Source organism: Pseudomonas sp. CC120222-01a, assembly GCF_003097235.1.
Classification (GTDB): Bacteria; Pseudomonadota; Gammaproteobacteria; order Pseudomonadales; family Pseudomonadaceae; genus Aquipseudomonas.
This window is the reverse complement of record NZ_QEQQ01000008.1, coordinates 80145-96310: the sequence shown is the minus strand read 5'-3', so window position 1 is coordinate 96310 and position 16166 is coordinate 80145. Positions and strand designations below refer to the sequence as shown.

The following is a 16166-nucleotide window of genomic DNA, read 5'->3' as shown; positions in this document are numbered from 1 at the left end:
TTGAAACAGGGGCTCGCCGTGCTCAGCGCACGGCCTTGGGGTTACTGATCGCCAGCCGGTCGAGGGTCACCTGGCGCAGCGTCCCGGCCAGGGTGCGAGCACTGTGCAGGGTGTCGTGGCGACCTTGGCGAATCGCCCGCGCCAGCTGGCGTCGGGCGTCCTGCAACGACGGGGCGGGCGCATCGGTCAGCGCAGCCAGGTGCGTCTGCTCCTTAAGGCTGACGGCGGCGTCCAGGCGGGTTTCCCGGGCGGCGATGGCCATGGCATTGGCGATCATCAACGTCGGGTAGCGAAGCTCGCCGGGCAGCGCCGGTAATACTTGCTCCAGCAAGGTATGGCGGGCGATTTCGAGCAACTCATGGGCGTACGGTTGGGTCATGGCGCATCGGCTCCGGTCATGTTCAGGATGTCGAGCTCAAGCTCCGGCAGCAGGCGCGCAGTCAGTGCCAGCTCCAGGGAAGGCTCTTCGCCGGACAGGTGGCGCTGCCCCTGCTGCAGTGCGATCACTGCCCAGCGCAGGGTCGCCATGACCTGCCAGTAGTGCAGTTGGCGGGGCTCGATCCACAGTGGCGATACCTGGTGATAGCCACGCAGGAAATCCGCCAGCTGGCCAATGCCACCGGCCTCCAGGTCAGGGCGCGTGAAGCGCCAGCATGGGGCGGTGAACCAACCCAGGTCCTCGCAAGGGTCGCCCCAGCCGGTGAACTCCCAATCCAGCACCGCCTCCAGTCCCTGCTCGCTGGCCAGGTAGTTGCCCGTGCGGTAGTCGCGGTGCAGCAGGCACAGACGGCTGTCGGGCGGGGCATGCAGCTCGCACCAGCGCAGGCCCCACTCCAGTGCCGGATAGGCATCGTCGAGGGTGTCGAGGTAACGACGATAGGCATCGACGGTGGCCAGGGCCGGCGAACGCTGCGGCACGGGCAGGAAATCCAGCGCCGCACTCGGCGGGCGGATCTGATGCAGGCGAGCCAGGTTGGCGCCAAGCTGCTCCGCCAACCGGGCCTGGCCCTGGGCGCCCGCCCCTGCACTGAGAAGTCGCCCGGCTGCGACACCCGGCACATACTCCATCAGGAAGAACACCCGCCCGTTGACCTGGGTATCGCGGCACAGCCAGAGCGGTCGCGGCACTTTCACCCCGGCCCGGTGGGCCACCTGCAACACGGCGAACTCCTGGGCGCGGTCGAGGCTGGCCGGCAGCGCGGACAGCGCATCGCTGCGCAACACCCAGCGCCGGGCACCGGCCCAAGGGCCGCCCTCAATCAGCAATTCGAGTAGCCAGTTTTCCTGGATGGCACCGCCGCTCAGGCGCTTGCGGGCTTGCACGTGAACGCGCGTTGCCGTTGCCTGCTCACGGATGAAGTCGACAAGGCGCTGCTCATCGGTCGCGACCGCGAGTGTGTCGCCTGCCGGACAAGTCGTAGAGGAACTGCTCATGAATCAATGGTCCTGCCTTCGGTTTCAAGTGGGCAGGCCAGCTAGAGCAACCCCTGGGCCAACTTTGCCAGGTCACCTGCAGACCCCGTCGAACCTGGCCTGCAGCGACTTTTTGGAAAACCTGACGAGACGCCATATTTCACATGTGAAACAAAGCAGTTCATCATGGAAACACTTCAATTCTGAACAGGCGCCGCCATGCACTCCCCCACTTCTCAGGTCGTCGTGCTGATCAGCCACCTGCAGCGCCCCCGGCAACGCAGCCGCCTCGCCCATATGGTGGTCGCGCTCGCCGCGAACTACCCCGACACCCACATCGAAGTGCTCGACACCTCGGTAATCGAGGCACTGCAGGTCGCCCGCGAACTGGAGTTGCGCGGCGAAGCCGACGTGTTCATCTGCGCCGGGGCCACCGCCGCCTACCTGCGCAAGCACCTGGCGCGCCCGGTACTGACGATGCGCGTGGGCGGCGATGACCTGCTGCGCGCATTGGGGCAGGCGCGCGAGCATGCCTCGCAAGTGGCCTTGCTCAGCTACAACCGCATCGACCAGGGCCTTCAGGCCATGGCCGCGCTGTTCACGGTGCAGGTTCACCAGGCCGCCTACACCTCCCTGGAAGAAGCTCGCCAAGCAGTCGAACAGGCCGCGCGGCTGGGATGTGGCAGCATCATCGGTTCCTCGACGGTGGTGGAGCTGGCGGACCAGGCAGGCCTGCACGGCGTGCTGTCACTGAGCGAGGACACGGTGCGCAAGGCGCTCGAAGAGGCCTTGGGCATTCTCGACAGCCAACGTATCGAGATCGCCAAGCGCCGGCACTTGAACGCCGTGCTGCAACACATCCCTACCGGTGTGGCGGCGGTCGACAACCAGGGGGTGGTGCAGTCGCTCAATCCGGCACTGGCTCAGTTGCTGGATTTGCCGCTCAGCGCGGCGCTGGGCCGTCCGCTGCAGCAACTGTGCCCGGAACTGGACCTGCAGCAGGCGTTTGCACAGGGTGGCGAGGAAAACCGGGTGATCCGGCTCGGCTCACATGCAGTGGTCAGCAACCTGCTGCCGATCCTCGAGAACGGCCAGCGCACCGGCCTGGTCCTGACCTGCCAGGACACCACCGCCGTGCAGCGCGCGGACCAACGCATCCGCTCCACTCGCCGTCCCGGTGCCTTTACCGCCCGATACCGCCTCGAGCAGCTCGACGGCAACAGCCGGGCCAACCGCGACATGCTGCAGCTGGCCAGGCGTTTCGCCGCCAGCCAGTCAACCATCCTGATCACCGGTGAAAGTGGTACCGGCAAAGAGCTGCTGGCCCAGGGCATCCATAACGAGAGCCCGCGTCGGCAAGGCCCCTTCGTTGCCATCAACTGCGCGGCGTTCCCGGAATCGCTGCTGGAAAGCGAACTGTTCGGCTATGAGGAAGGTGCCTTCAGTGGCTCGCGCAAGGGCGGCAAGCCCGGCCTGTTCGAAGTGGCTCACCGAGGCACGCTGTTCCTCGACGAGATAGGCGACATGCCCGTGTCGTTGCAGACGCGCCTGTTGCGGGTACTGCAGGAGCGCGAGGTGCTGCGTTTGGGCGGCACCGAGCCGATCACGATCGATGTGCGCATCATCGCTGCCACCCATCAGGACCTGAGTGCCGCGATACAAGGTGGCGATTTTCGTACCGACCTGTATTACCGGCTCAATATCCTGCGCCTGCAGACTACGCCATTGCGCGAGCGCCCCGAGGATATCGCCCTGATCTGTCGAGGCATCAGCCAGCGCTTGCTGGTCCAGGGTCAGCCGCCCGGCGCGGCAGAGGTACCAAGCGCCCTGCTACCTTACCTGACACGATATGGGTGGCCAGGCAATGTGCGTGAACTGGAGAACGTGATCGAGCGGGCAATGCTTTCGGCCCACGAACTGCTGGGGGAACACGGCGTGGACGAACCGTATCTGGCGCGGGTGCTGCCTGAGCTGTGCGAACGTGTCGCGCCAACCAGCCGTGCCAGGCCCTCCCGGGAGTCGGACCTGCACAGCATTGGCAAGGCCGCCCAGCTGCGGCATGTGCAGGAAACCCTGGACAACTGCCAGGGCAATCTCGACGAAGCGGCGCGGCAGTTGGGTATCAGCCGTACCACGCTATGGCGAAGGCTCAGGTCAGTGCAGTGAATCTGTTACGGACCGCAGCCGTTCCTTTCGTATCTACCTACCCTACGGACTGCCACTGATCATGAGGTTCCACCTGGGTTAAAACGTTTAAATTCATTAAATGGATTAATAACCGTAGCAAGTAATTATTTGCTGCGGTTATAGGGCTGCCGTTTCGCAACTTTTTCACCCTTTCTTCACCCCTCCGACACTTTTCCCTGCCTAGGATTCGCCGACAATTTGCCTGCCCGCAGAGTCAGTCTTGTCATGAATCTGAAAAGAACCGATCACCGCGCTTTGCTGTTACTGCTGTCCGTCACCGCCTTGTTATTGTTGCTGGGCCTGGGCAGTCGCGAATTGTGGGGGGCAGAAACCCGCTGGGCCAATATCTCCCTGCAGATGCTGCAAAGCGGAGACTACTTCGACCCCTACCTCAAGGGCGGCGCCTATTACGACAAGCCACTGTTGTCTTACTGGCTGATCACCGCCAGCGCCTGGCTGACCGGTGGCCTGGGGCCCTGGTCGCTGCGCCTGTCTTCGGTGGTCGCTGCATGGTTGAGCGTGTGGCTGACCTACCTGCTCGGCGAACGGCTGTTCCGCAAGGGCACCGGCCTGGTCGCCGGCTGGATGCTGGCCTCGACCTTCTACTTCGTGTTCTGGGCGCGGGTCGCCACCGCTGACATCCTGACGGTGTGCGGTGTACTGGCTTCGGTCTGGTGGTACTGGCGCGGTCCGGACGACACGCGTTTCTGGCGCTATGTCGGCTTCTTCGGGCTGTTGGCGCTGACCTCGCTGTTCAAGGGCCTGATCGGCTTCATCCTGCCAGGCCTGGTGTTGCTGCCGCATTTGCTGCGTGAGGGCCGTTGGCGCCGTCACCTGAACCTGCGTCTTTTGGCTGCGCTGCTGCTGGCCGGTGCGCTCTATATGCTGCCGTTTGTGCTCTCGCATCTCTACGGCGAGCCAACCTATGGCGAAAGCGGCCTCGGGCTAGTACTGCGCGAGAACGTGGTGCGGTTCTTCCAGCCATTCGACAACCTGGGGCCGATCTACACCTACCTGGTGTACCTGCCGGTCTACACCCTGCCCTGGGCACCCTGCTGGATCATTGCCGTGTGGGTCGCCCTGCGCCACTGGCGGCAAATCGAGCCGGATACCCGCTGGCTGATCCAGGGCCTTGGCCTGCTGATGCTGTTCTTCACCGCCAGCGGCAGCCGGCGCAGTTACTACGTGCTGCCGCTGGTGCCCTTCGCGCAGCTGCTTGGTGCCTGGTGGATCACCCGGCGCATGGCCGTGCGCGAAGCCGCCGGGCGGCGTCTGCAGGCCGGCTTCGCGGTGACAGCAGTCATGCTGCTGGCAGTACTGGGCATCCTGGTGCCCTGGAGCAACGGTGGCGGCGGCGTGATCCGCTTCGGTGAGGCGGTGCGCGAACAGGCAAGCCGTCAGGCCCCCTTGGCGCAATGGCAAATGGTCATGGTCGAGGTAGATAACAAGGTGCCGATGTACCTCCAAACGGGTGGTGCGCCCTTCTACTATGTGGCGCAAACCGAGGATTACCCCCGCAATGGCGACACCGCCAGCCTGATGGCCTGGCTGGAGCGCACCAGCGGCAAGCACTGGGACCCACAGCGCACGATCATCGTCGCGCATTACCTCCACGGCGAGGCGCCGCCCTTTGGCTACCTGGAAGGTGATCACCAGGTCGTCACCACCCAGCCCAGCCGTGGCGAGCAGTGGCTGCACGCCCGTGATGAGCAAAGCGTGGCCTATATTCCCAAGGCCTGAGCCAGCGCCCCGGCTCGACAGCAAGCCTGTAACTAAGGGCGACTTTTCGGTCAACTACCAGCATTGTTTTACAGCCATCCGAATGGATGTTTAAACGTATTAAATTTGTTGGTAGGTTCACACTTCGTTCAGCAACCTGAACCCCAGCTGTCTAGGTGTGCAATGTAATGATAAGGCGACCCTTTTTTTATACTTCTTTCACAAAATCGAGCATAACCTTGGCTGGATAAGCCCCTGACAATCACGACGGCATGGATGACTGAGCCCCCGCAGAAAAACCCTGACCTGGCGCAACACAACAACTTTTAGCCTGTGCAGTCGATGCAAAAAACTGCTTTGCGTCTACGCTGGCATTTGAACCAATGAAATCAATAGGTTCTGTCATTTTTCCTGTATCACCGAGGTGCTCATGAGTGAGGCGTTTCTCCCCTTCTCACGTCCAAGTATGGGCGAAGAAGAAATTGCGGCTGTCGAAAAAGTCCTGCGTTCGGGCTGGATCACGACGGGGCCACAGAACCAGGCACTTGAAGAGCAGTTCGCGCAGTACGTCGGTTGCCGCCATGCGGTAGCCCTGTCATCGGCCACCGGCGGTATGCACATCGCCTTGCTGGCACTGGGTATAGCCCCGGGGGACGAAGTCATCACCCCGTCGCAGACCTGGGTGTCCACGGCCAACATGATTTCCCTGCTCGGCGCCACGCCGGTGTTCGTCGATGTCGATCGCGACACGCTGATGACCGACGCATCGCGCATCGAAGCGGCCATCACTCCGCGGACCAAGGCCATCATTCCGGTGCACTACGCCGGTGCGGCCTTTGACCTTGACCCGCTGTACGCCCTGGCCGACAAACATGGCATCGCCGTCATCGAAGACGCCGCCCATGCCGCCGGCACTCGCTACAAAGGCCGCCATGTCGGTGCCAAAGGTACAGCCATCTTCTCGTTCCACGCGATCAAGAACATGACCTGCGCCGAAGGCGCTATGTTCGTCAGCGACGACGAGGCCCTGGCCAGCCGCGTGCGCATGCTCAAGTTCCATGGCCTGGGTGTCGATGCCTACGACCGCATGACCCACGGCCGCAAGCCCCAGGCCCAGGTCATCGAGCCTGGCTTCAAGTACAACCTTGCCGACATCAACGCCGCCATCGCCCTGGTGCAACTCAAGCGCCTGGACGCGATCAACGCCCGCCGAACCGAGCTGGCCGCCCGCTACCAGCAACGCTTCGAAGGCCTGCCAGTGCAGCCCCTGGCCGTGCCGACTGCCTATGCGCAGCAGCACGCCTGGCACCTGTACATCCTGCGCATCGACAGCGAACGCTGCGGCCTGGACCGCGAAGCCTTCATGAAAGGCCTGCAGGAGCGTGGCATCGGCACCGGCATCCACTTCATCGCCACCCACCTGCACACCTGGTACCGCCAGCGTGACCCGCAGCTGTCGCTGCCGAACACCGAATGGAACTCGGCGCGGCTGTGCTCGATTCCGTTGTTCCCCGACATGACCGACCAGGACCTCGACCGGGTCGTCACCGCCATTGAACAGGTTGTGGGGAAACGCCCGTGAGACCGTACCCAATCAACTGCGTGTCCATCGTCATCCCGGTCTACAACGAGCAGGAAAGCCTGCCTGAACTGCTGCGCCGCACTGGCGCAGCCTGCCAGCAGCTGCGTCACCCCTATGAAATCGTGCTGGTCGACGACGGCAGCCGCGACAACTCGGCGCAAATCCTCGAAGACGCCGCCCAGGCCGAGAACAGCCCGTTCGTGGCGGTCATCCTCAACCGCAACTACGGCCAGCACGCGGCGATCATGGCCGGTTTCGAACAGTGCAAGGGCGACGTGGTGATCACCCTCGACGCCGACCTGCAAAACCCGCCTGAAGAAATCCCGCGCCTGGTCGCCGAAGCCGAACGCGGCTTCGACGTGGTCGGCACGGTGCGCAGCAACCGCCAGGACTCGGCCCTGCGCCGCTGGCCGTCGAAGGTCATCAACTACGCGGTCAAGCGCTCCACCGGCGTTGCCATGAGCGACTACGGCTGCATGCTGCGCGCCTACCGGCGCACGGTGATCGACGCCATGCTCGCTTGCCGCGAGCGCAGCACCTTCATCCCGATCCTGGCCAACAGCTTCGCCCGCCACACCACCGAGATCCTGGTGACCCACGCCGAGCGTGAACACGGCGATTCGAAATACAGCCCGATGCGCCTGATCAGCCTGATGTTCGACCTGATCACCTGCATGACCACCACGCCATTGCGCCTGCTGAGCATCGTCGGTTTCAGCATGGCCGCGCTCGGCGTGCTGTTCGCCTTCGGGTTGATCGTGCTGCGCCTGGCATTTGGCCCGGGCTGGGCCGGTAACGGCCTGTTCGTGCTGTTCGCCGTCTTGTTCGTGTTCACCGGCGGCCAGTTCATCGGCATGGGCCTGCTTGGCGAGTACCTGGGCCGCATGTACAGCGATGTGCGCGCCCGCCCGCGGTTCTTCATCGAAAAAGTGCTGCGCAGCGGTCCGCCGCCTGTGCCGGCGCAAAGCGTCACCGTTGATGGTTTCACTTCCTCTACTTCTGGTCAGGTTCACTCATGAGTGCAAAAACGGTTGTCTTCGCGTACCACGATATCGGCTGCGCCGGCATTGAAGCCCTGCTCGACAGCGGCTATGACATCGCAGCGGTGTTCACTCATGCCGACGATCCCAAGGAAAACGCCTTCTACGCCTCGGTCGCACAGCTGTGCGCCCGCAAAGGCATCCCGGTGCATGCGCCGGAGGATGTCAACCACCCGCTCTGGGTCGAGCGCATCAGCCAGCTCGACCCCGACTACCTGTTCTCGTTCTATTACCGCAACCTGCTGAGCGAACCGCTGCTGGCCACCGGCCGCAAAGGCGCGTTCAACCTGCATGGCTCGCTGCTGCCGCGCTACCGCGGCCGTGCACCGGCCAACTGGGTGCTGGTCAAGGGTGAAACCGAAACCGGCGTGACCCTGCACCGCATGGTCAAGCGCGCCGATGCCGGCGCCATCGTCGCCCAGCTGCGGGTGGCCATCGAACGCAGCGACACCGCGCTGAGCCTGCACGGCAAGCTGCGCGCCGCCGCCGCCGACCTGCTGCGTGACACCTTGCCGAACCTGCGCCAGGGCAAAGTCAGTGAAACCCCACAGGATGAGTCGAAGGCCACCGTGTTCGGCCGCCGCTCCGCCGCCGATGGCCGCCTGGACTGGCAAGCGCCTGCCGAAACCCTGTTCAACCTGGTGCGCGCGGTGACCCAGCCCTACCCTGGCGCCTTCTGCCAGGTCGGCGAGCACAAGCTGATCGTCTGGAGCGCCGACGTGGTCAAGGGCAACGACGGCCTGGCCCCTGGCCGGGTCATCAGCACCGAGCCGCTGCGCATCGCCTGCGGTGAAGACTCGCTGGTAATCAACGCCGGCCAGCGCAATGACAACGGCCTGTACCTGAGCGGCCCGCAACTGGCCAACGAACTGGGCCTGGTCGAAGGCTCGCTGCTGCGTGGCGCCGACGCCCGTCGCGCTACCCGCCGTACCCGGGTATTGATCCTCGGCGTCAACGGTTTCATCGGCAACCACCTGTCCGAGCGCCTGCTCAGCGATGAGCGCTACGAAGTCTACGGCCTGGACATCGGCTCCGACGCCATCGAGCGCCTGCGCAACCACCCACGCTTCCACTTCGTAGAAGGCGACATCAGCATTCACTCCGAGTGGATCGAGTACCACATCAAGAAGTGCGACGTGGTGCTGCCACTGGTGGCCATTGCCACGCCGATCGAATACACCCGCAACCCGCTGCGCGTATTCGAGCTGGACTTCGAAGAAAACCTGCGCCTGGTGCGCTACTGCGTCAAATACAACAAGCGCGTGATCTTCCCGTCGACCTCGGAAGTCTACGGCATGTGCCAGGACCCGAACTTCGACGAAGACAGCTCCAACCTGGTGGTCGGGCCGATCAACAAGCAGCGCTGGATCTACTCGGTGTCCAAGCAGCTGCTCGACCGGGTCATCTGGGCCTACGGCCAGAAAGGCCTGAACTTCACCCTGTTCCGCCCCTTCAACTGGATGGGCCCACGCCTGGACCGGCTGGACTCGGCGCGTATCGGCAGCTCCCGGGCCATCACCCAGCTGATCCTGAACCTGGTTGAAGGCACGCCGATCCGCCTGTTCGACGGCGGCGAGCAGAAGCGTTGTTTCACCGACATCGCCGACGGCGTCGAGGCCCTGGCGCGGATCATCGACAACGACAACGATGCCTGCAACGGCCAGATCATCAACATCGGCAACCCGGACAACGAAGCCAGCATCCGCCAGCTCGGTGAAGAACTGCTGCGCCAGTTCGAAGCCCACCCGCTGCGCAGCCACTTCCCGCCGTTCGCCGGCTTCCGCGACGTCGAGAGCAAGGCGTTCTACGGCGGCGGCTACCAGGACGTGTCCCACCGCAAGCCGAGCATCGCCAACGCCAAGCGCCTGCTGAACTGGGAGCCGACCGTGGAGATGCGCGAAACCATTGGCAACACCCTGGACTTCTTCCTGCGTGAAGCCATGCGCGAGAACGAGACCCGCCCGGCAGAAGAAGCACGCTGATGCAGGCAGGGTTGCGCATCGATGTCGATACCTACCGCGGCACCCGTGAAGGTGTGCCGCGCCTGTTGGAGCTGCTCGACGAGGCGCAGGTCAAGGCGACGTTCTTCTTCAGTGTCGGGCCGGACAACATGGGGCGCCACTTGTGGCGCCTGATCCGCCCGCAGTTCCTGTGGAAGATGCTGCGCTCCAATGCTGCCGGGCTGTACGGCTGGGACATTCTCCTGGCCGGTACCGCCTGGCCCGGCAAGCCGATTGGCCGCGACCTCGGGCACCTGATGCGTCAGGCCCGGGACGCTGGCCACGAGGTTGGCCTGCACGCCTGGGATCACCACGGCTGGCAGGCCAATGCCGGGCACTGGAGCCTGGCGCAACTGACCGAGCAGATCCGTCAGGGCGTCGACACCCTCAGTGACATCCTCGGCGCACCGGTGGACTGTTCGGCCGTCGCCGGTTGGCGCGCGGACGAACGGGTCATCGAGGCCAAGCAGGCCTTCGGCTTTCGCTACAACAGCGATTGCCGGGGTACTGGCCTGTTCCGCCCTCGCCTGGCCGACGGCTCGCCAGGGGCGCCGCAAATTCCGGTGGACCTGCCGACCTTCGACGAGGTCGTCGGCCCGCAGGTGACTGCCGCGCAGTTCAACGCATTCATCCTGGGGCGCTTCCGCCCACAGGCACTCAACGTCTACACCATCCATGCAGAGGTAGAAGGGATTCTGATGGCTCAGGACTTCCGCCAGTTGCTGGCCGATGCACGCCAGCGCGAAATTACGTTCGAACCCTTGGGCGAGCTGCTCCCCGCCTCGCTCGACTCCTTGCCCGTTGCCAGTGTGCAACGCGGCAACCTGCAAGGCCGTGAGGGCTGGCTGGGAGTGCAAGGCTCATGAGCAGACGCTGGACGCTACCGCTGCTGCTCGGCCTGTTCGTGCTGGCCTTCCTGCTGCCACTGGGCGGCCATGGCTTGTGGATTCCCGACGAAACCCGCTACGCCCAGGTCAGCCAGGAGATGCTGCTGACCGGCAACTGGGTCTCGCCGCACTTCATGGGGCTGCGCTACTTCGAAAAACCCGCAGCCGGCTACTGGATGATCGCTCTCAGCCAGGGGCTGTTCGGCCAGAACCTGTTCGGCGTGCGTTTTGCCTCGGCACTGAGCGTCGGGCTGAGCCTGATCCTGTGCTACCTGGTGGCACGCCGGCTGTGGAACGACCCGCGCAAGAGCCTGGTCTGCACCCTGATCTACATGAGCTTCTGCGTCATGGTCGGCCAGGCTGTCTATGCCAACCTCGATCCGCAGTTCACCCTGTGGGTCAACCTCAGCCTGGTGGCCCTGTGGTTTGCCGTCGACAGCCGCAGCAACGGCCAACGACTTGCCGCCTGGGCGGTACTGGGGCTGGCCTGTGCCATGGGCTTCATGACCAAGGGCTTTCTTGCCTGGCTGCTGCCAGTGCTGATCGCGCTGCCTTGGATGCTCTGGCAAAAACGTTGGCGTGAACTGTTGGTGTTCGGCCCGGTGGCCGTGGTGGTGGCGATCGTCGTCAGCCTGCCTTGGGTGCTGGCGGTGCATCTCCAGGAGCCGGACTACTGGCGGTTCTTCTTCTGGCATGAGCACATCCGCCGCTTTGCCGGTGACGATGCCCAGCACAGTGCGCCTTTCTGGTACTACCTGCCGCTGCTGGTGGCCTACAGCCTGCCCTGGATCGCCCTGCTGCCGCCGGCCCTGAAACAGGCCTGGCAGAGCCGTACCCAGGCCAAGGTCGTGTTCCTGCTGCTGTGGCTGCTGATGCCGTTGCTGTTCTTCAGCCTGAGCAAGGGCAAGTTGCCAACCTACATCTTCCCGTGCCTGCTGCCATTGGCCCTGCTGATCGGTCACGCCGTGGAAGAACGGCTGCGCCTGCATCAAGGCCGCGCACTGCGCATCAACGGCTGGCTCAACGTGGTGATGGGCGTGGTCGCCCTGATCGCACTGGCCTGGCTGCAATTGAAGAAGCCGGTGTACGTCCACGAACCGACCGGTTTGCTGCTGATGTGCATGGCGATGGCGGGTTGGACCGTCGCCAGCCTGGCTCAGGCCCTGTCGCCGTTGCGCCGTTGGGCAGCACCGGTGTTCGGCAGCCTGTTGCTGATGGCCCTGCTGCCAGCGGCAATGCCCAAGTCGGTGGAGGGCAACAAGATGCCCGACCAGTTCATCCTGCAGCACCTCGACGAACTGGCTGGCGCCACCCATCTGATGAGCAACGACCTCGGCGCGGCATCGGCACTGGCCTGGCGCCTGAAGCAGCCGAACGTGGCGTTCTACAACACCGTCGGCGAACTGAAGTACGGCCTGGCGACTCCAGAGGGCGACGGTCGCCGGTTGAACGACAAGAACGTCCGCCAGTGGGTCGACGATGCCCGCCGCACGGGCACGGTCGCCGTGGTGATGCGGGTCAAGGGTGAGGATGAGCAACGTGAACTCGCCCTGCTGCCTGAGGATGGCACCCGCTATCACCAGGGCAAGATGGTGATCCTCATTCTGCCCAGAGTATCGCCATGAGCTGGCTGCTGCTGTTGACGGCCTGCCTGCTGACCTGCCTGGGCCAGGTGGCGCAGAAGTTCGCCGTGGAAGGCTGGCGTGGGCAGTCGGGGCCGTGGACGGACAAGTTGCGTTCGCCCTGGCTGTGGCTGGCGCTGCTCGCCCTTGGCAGCGGTTTGCTGGTCTGGCTGCTGGTACTGCAACGCATGGAGGTGGGCATCGCCTATCCGATGCTCAGCCTGAACTTCGTGATCATCACCTTGATCGCCCGCTTCGGCTTCCATGAACCGGTCGATCGCCGTCACTGGCTGGGGGTGGCCCTGGTCATCGCCGGTGTCGCCCTGCTGGGGCAGCAATCATGAATCAGCGCCGGGGTATCACCTTTGCCCTGGGTAGCGTGCTGCTGGTCAGCGCTGCCCAGCTGGCCATGCGCTGGAGCATGACCCGCCTGCCACAGCCCGACCAGTGGCCGTCGGCGCTCACGGGTCAAGGCGTCGATAGCGTCGCCGTGGCCGTGGTGCTGGCGGCGATCGCCGCCTATGGCCTGTCGATGCTCTGCTGGCTGCTGGCCCTGCGCGATCTGCCGTTGGGCCGGGCCTACTCGCTGCTGAGCCTGAGCTATGCCCTGGTTTACCTGTTGGCGGCCAGCCTGCCGCTGTTCGACGAATCCTTCAGTTTGAGCAAATCACTGGGCGTGGCACTGGTCATGCTCGGCGTCATTACGATCAATACGCGTCCGGCCCGTTCGCCCGCATTAAGGAGTGCTCCATGAAAATTACAGTGTTTGGTAGCGGGTACGTCGGCCTGGTGCAAGCCGCGGTACTGGCCGAAGTAGGCCATGATGTGGTGTGCATGGATGTCGATGAGAAGAAAGTCGAGCTGTTGCGCCAAGGCCATGTCAGCATCTTTGAGCCGGGCCTTGCGAGCCTGGTGCGCGAAGGCCTGGATGGCGGCCGCCTGCAATTCACCACCGATGAAAAGCTGGCCGTCGAGCATGGCCGCGTCGCCTTCATCGCCGTCGGCACCCCGTCCTGCCCGGATGGTTCGGCCGACCTCAAGTATGTGCTGTCGGTCGGTGACGCAGTCGCCCGCCACCGTCAGCAACCGTTGATCCTGGTCGAGAAATCCACCGTGCCGGTCGGCACGGGTGACACCCTGCGCGCCCACATCAACACCGCGCTCGCGGGTCGTGAACTGCGCATCGATATCGTCTCCAACCCGGAGTTCCTCAAGGAAGGCTCGGCGGTTGCCGATTGCCGCCGGCCGGACCGTATCGTCATCGGTTGCGAGGGTGAAGACGTGCGCGATGTCATGCGCGACCTCTACTCCCCGTTCAACCGCAACCATGACCGCATCATGTTCATGGACCTGCGCAGCGCCGAACTGACCAAGTACGCCGCCAACTGCATGCTCGCCACCAAGATCAGCTTCATCAACCAGATCGCCGAGCTAGCCGAGCACCTGGGCGCCGACATCGAATCGGTGCGCCAAGGCATCGGCGCCGATACCCGCATCGGCTACCACTTCATCTACCCAGGCTGCGGCTATGGCGGCTCGTGCTTCCCCAAGGACATGCGTGCGCTGATCCACAGTGCCGGCCAGGTGCATTGCTCCAGCGACCTGCTGCAGGCGGTCGAGGCGATCAACGAGCGGCAGAAGCACAAGCTGTTCGATCGCATCAATGCGTTCTTCCAGGGCGACCTTGCCGGCAAGACCTTTGCCTTGTGGGGCCTGGCGTTCAAACCCAATACCGACGACATGCGCGACGCCCCCAGCCGCGTGCTGCTCGAAGCGCTGTGGGCGGCCGGTGCCAGCGTGCGTGCCTTCGACCCTGAGGCCATGCAGGAAACCCAGCACCTGTATCCGGATGAAGAAAAACTGATGCTGATGGGCACGCCTGAGTCGGTGCTGTCCGGCGCTGACGCGCTGATCATCTGCACCGAATGGCAACAGTTCAAGGCGCCGGATTTCGACCTGATCCAGCAACGCCTGAAGGCCCCGGTGATCTTCGACGGGCGCAACCTCTATGACGCCGAGCGCCTGTCGCGCAAAGGCTTCAAGTACTTCCCGATCGGCCGTGGCGACTCCTGCCAGTTGCCCGTCGCCCCGCAGCAACCTGGTCAGGCTTCGAAAGCGGCGTGAAGACACTGTCCCTCACCGTTCGCCGGCAGTCCCTGCTTGCAGGGCTGCTGGCGCTGCTGCTGTTCTGCGCCGGCGTGTATGGGCAGGCGCCGATCGGCTTCGATTCGCGCTTCGTGCTGTTTGCCCAGGAGATGCTGCGCCATGGGCCAACGGTGTTCCCGACCACCTACGGGCAACCCTACGCCGACTACACCTCGCTCTCGACCCTGTTCATCTGGCTGCTGTCACTGCCGTTCGGGGCGGTCAATGGCCTGAGCGCCTGGCTGCCAAGCGCCATCGCCGGCGCAGTGATCGTGACCCTGATGTACCGGCTGCTGGCGCCGTTCTCGCTGCGCTGGGCGTGGAGCAGCATTGCCCTGCTGCTACTGACCGTCACCTTCGTCAGCGAAGTCCGGGCCGTGTCCCAGGACCTCATGCTGGCGGCCGTCGCCTTCAGCGTGTTCTACCTGGGGTACGCCCACGACCAGCATGCAGCCGGGCGGCGCTGGCCGCTGGTGTTCGCCCTGTTGCTGTTGGGGTTCGGCATTCGCGGCCCGATCGGCCTGGTGGTGCCGACCGGCATGCTGTGCAGTTACTACCTGCTGACTGGCCAATGGCGGCGGATGCTGCTGTTTGGGGTGCTGGCCAGTCTGCTGCTGGCCGCCAGTGTCGGCCTGCTGCTGTGGCTGGCCAAGGCCAGCGGCGGCCAGGCGTTTCTGGATGATGTGATTCGCATGCAGTTCATGGGCCGCATGGACGGCAGCGAAGGTGCCAGCAGTCCGCTGTACTACTTCTCCAGCGCAATGGGCAACTATGCGCTGGCCTATCCACTGGCATTGCTGGCACTGGTCGCCGCCTGGCTGGGCCGTGCGCAGCTGCAGGGGCCGGCGTTGCGCCTGGTCGGTTACTGCGCGGCTGCCGCACTGCTGGTCATGGTCGGGCTGTCGATCCCGCTGGCCAAGAAGGCCCGCTACCTGCTGCCGATGCTGCCGATGGTGGCGATCATCGCCGCCTACCCGTTCCAGGTGGCCCAGGGGCGTTTGTTCGCCTGGCTGCGCGGTGCCATCCAGGGGCTATGGCTGCTGATGCCGGGGCTGATGATGATTGCCTTGCTGGTGGCACAGCGCCGTTTCCCCGAGGAAACCGGCTCCGTCACCGTGCTGATGGTGGTGCTGGCGGCGTTGCAGTTGTGGGCGTTGTCGCGCCTGGTGCAGCCACGCTGGCGTGCCGAGGTCAGCGCCAGCTGTGCGGTCATGGCGTTGTGGCTGGTGTATGTCGCGGTGGTCGAGCCGGTGGAGCGTCGCCTGTATGACACCCGCAGCTTCACCCACGCAGTGCTCGCACAGGTTTCGCAGCAACCTGCCCCACTGGTGCTGCACCGCTTGGGCCAGGATGCCAAGGCCATCAAGTTCATGGTCAACCTCGACCAGGACCTGCGGCCGCTGTTCACCGAAACCCCCGCGCAACTGCAAGCCGTGCAGGGGCCGGCGTGGCTGATGATGGACCGACACGACTTCCAGGCCCTGCAAGGTACGTCGATGCATACGCTGCAGCCGCAAATCAGTGGACGCTTCGACAACAACGACTATGTGCTGGTGTATCTCGGTCGCTGA

Annotated in this window: 13 protein-coding genes; 11 read left to right on the top strand and 2 right to left on the bottom strand. The window is 64.2% G+C overall.

Translation table 11 applies throughout. The features are described 5' to 3' along the window. Nucleotides 1–22 precede the first annotated feature (22 nt). Together N430_RS12850 and N430_RS12845 are read right to left on the bottom strand one after the other, a co-directional pair. Nucleotides 23–379 carry a DUF6285 domain-containing protein gene (locus N430_RS12850; protein ID WP_110637607.1) on the bottom strand — a complete coding sequence of 119 codons (357 nt, stop codon included), beginning with the start codon at nucleotides 377–379 and terminating at the stop codon, nucleotides 23–25. After that, the gene (locus tag N430_RS12845) at nucleotides 376–1434 is read right to left on the bottom strand and encodes a phosphotransferase family protein (RefSeq protein ID WP_110637608.1); all 1059 of its coding nucleotides are present in this window, start codon (nucleotides 1432–1434) and stop codon (nucleotides 376–378) included. The genes N430_RS12850 and N430_RS12845 overlap by 4 nt, the downstream gene beginning before the upstream one ends. A gap of 198 nt (nucleotides 1435–1632) precedes the next feature. On the opposite strand from N430_RS12845, the gene prpR reads away from it, so the two are divergent. The 11 genes from prpR to N430_RS12790 all read left to right on the top strand — a co-directional run bounded on the left by prpR (nucleotide 1633) and on the right by N430_RS12790 (nucleotide 16166). Further along, entirely contained in the window at nucleotides 1633–3579 is a 1947-nt protein-coding gene (gene prpR / locus N430_RS12840; RefSeq protein ID WP_110637609.1) for a propionate catabolism operon regulatory protein PrpR, read from the top strand. Nucleotides 3580–3825: 246 nt separating this feature from the next. Next, the gene (locus tag N430_RS12835) at nucleotides 3826–5340 is read left to right on the top strand and encodes a glycosyltransferase family 39 protein (RefSeq protein ID WP_110637610.1); all 1515 of its coding nucleotides are present in this window, start codon (nucleotides 3826–3828) and stop codon (nucleotides 5338–5340) included. A gap of 409 nt (nucleotides 5341–5749) precedes the next feature. Further along, entirely contained in the window at nucleotides 5750–6901 is a 1152-nt protein-coding gene (gene arnB, locus N430_RS12830; protein ID WP_110637611.1) for a UDP-4-amino-4-deoxy-L-arabinose aminotransferase, read from the top strand. After that, a complete protein-coding gene (gene arnC, locus N430_RS12825) occupies nucleotides 6898–7920 on the top strand; it encodes an undecaprenyl-phosphate 4-deoxy-4-formamido-L-arabinose transferase (RefSeq protein WP_110637612.1) in 1023 nt (340 codons plus the stop codon). Before arnB ends, arnC begins: the two co-directional genes overlap by 4 nt. Beyond that, the gene (gene arnA / locus N430_RS12820; RefSeq protein WP_110637613.1) at nucleotides 7917–9923 is read left to right on the top strand and encodes a bifunctional UDP-4-amino-4-deoxy-L-arabinose formyltransferase/UDP-glucuronic acid oxidase ArnA; all 2007 of its coding nucleotides are present in this window, start codon (nucleotides 7917–7919) and stop codon (nucleotides 9921–9923) included. The genes arnC and arnA overlap by 4 nt, the downstream gene beginning before the upstream one ends. Beyond that, nucleotides 9923–10807: a 4-deoxy-4-formamido-L-arabinose-phosphoundecaprenol deformylase gene (arnD, locus tag N430_RS12815; RefSeq protein ID WP_110637614.1), complete on the top strand. Its 885-nt coding sequence runs from the start codon at nucleotides 9923–9925 to the stop codon at nucleotides 10805–10807. Before arnA ends, arnD begins: the two co-directional genes overlap by 1 nt. Continuing rightward, the gene (gene arnT / locus N430_RS12810; protein ID WP_110637615.1) at nucleotides 10804–12453 is read left to right on the top strand and encodes a lipid IV(A) 4-amino-4-deoxy-L-arabinosyltransferase; all 1650 of its coding nucleotides are present in this window, start codon (nucleotides 10804–10806) and stop codon (nucleotides 12451–12453) included. Before arnD ends, arnT begins: the two co-directional genes overlap by 4 nt. Then, entirely contained in the window at nucleotides 12450–12794 is a 345-nt protein-coding gene (gene arnE / locus N430_RS12805) for a 4-amino-4-deoxy-L-arabinose-phosphoundecaprenol flippase subunit ArnE (RefSeq protein WP_110637616.1), read from the top strand. Before arnT ends, arnE begins: the two co-directional genes overlap by 4 nt. Next, nucleotides 12791–13204 (top strand): 4-amino-4-deoxy-L-arabinose-phosphoundecaprenol flippase subunit ArnF, encoded by a 414-nt coding sequence (arnF, locus tag N430_RS12800; RefSeq protein WP_110637617.1) that lies wholly within the window; start codon nucleotides 12791–12793, stop codon nucleotides 13202–13204. The genes arnE and arnF overlap by 4 nt, the downstream gene beginning before the upstream one ends. Further along, nucleotides 13201–14574, top strand: coding sequence for a UDP-glucose/GDP-mannose dehydrogenase family protein (locus N430_RS12795; protein ID WP_110637618.1), 1374 nt, complete (start codon nucleotides 13201–13203; stop codon nucleotides 14572–14574). Before arnF ends, N430_RS12795 begins: the two co-directional genes overlap by 4 nt. Further along, nucleotides 14571–16166 (top strand): glycosyltransferase family 39 protein, encoded by a 1596-nt coding sequence (locus N430_RS12790; RefSeq protein WP_110637619.1) that lies wholly within the window; start codon nucleotides 14571–14573, stop codon nucleotides 16164–16166. The genes N430_RS12795 and N430_RS12790 overlap by 4 nt, the downstream gene beginning before the upstream one ends.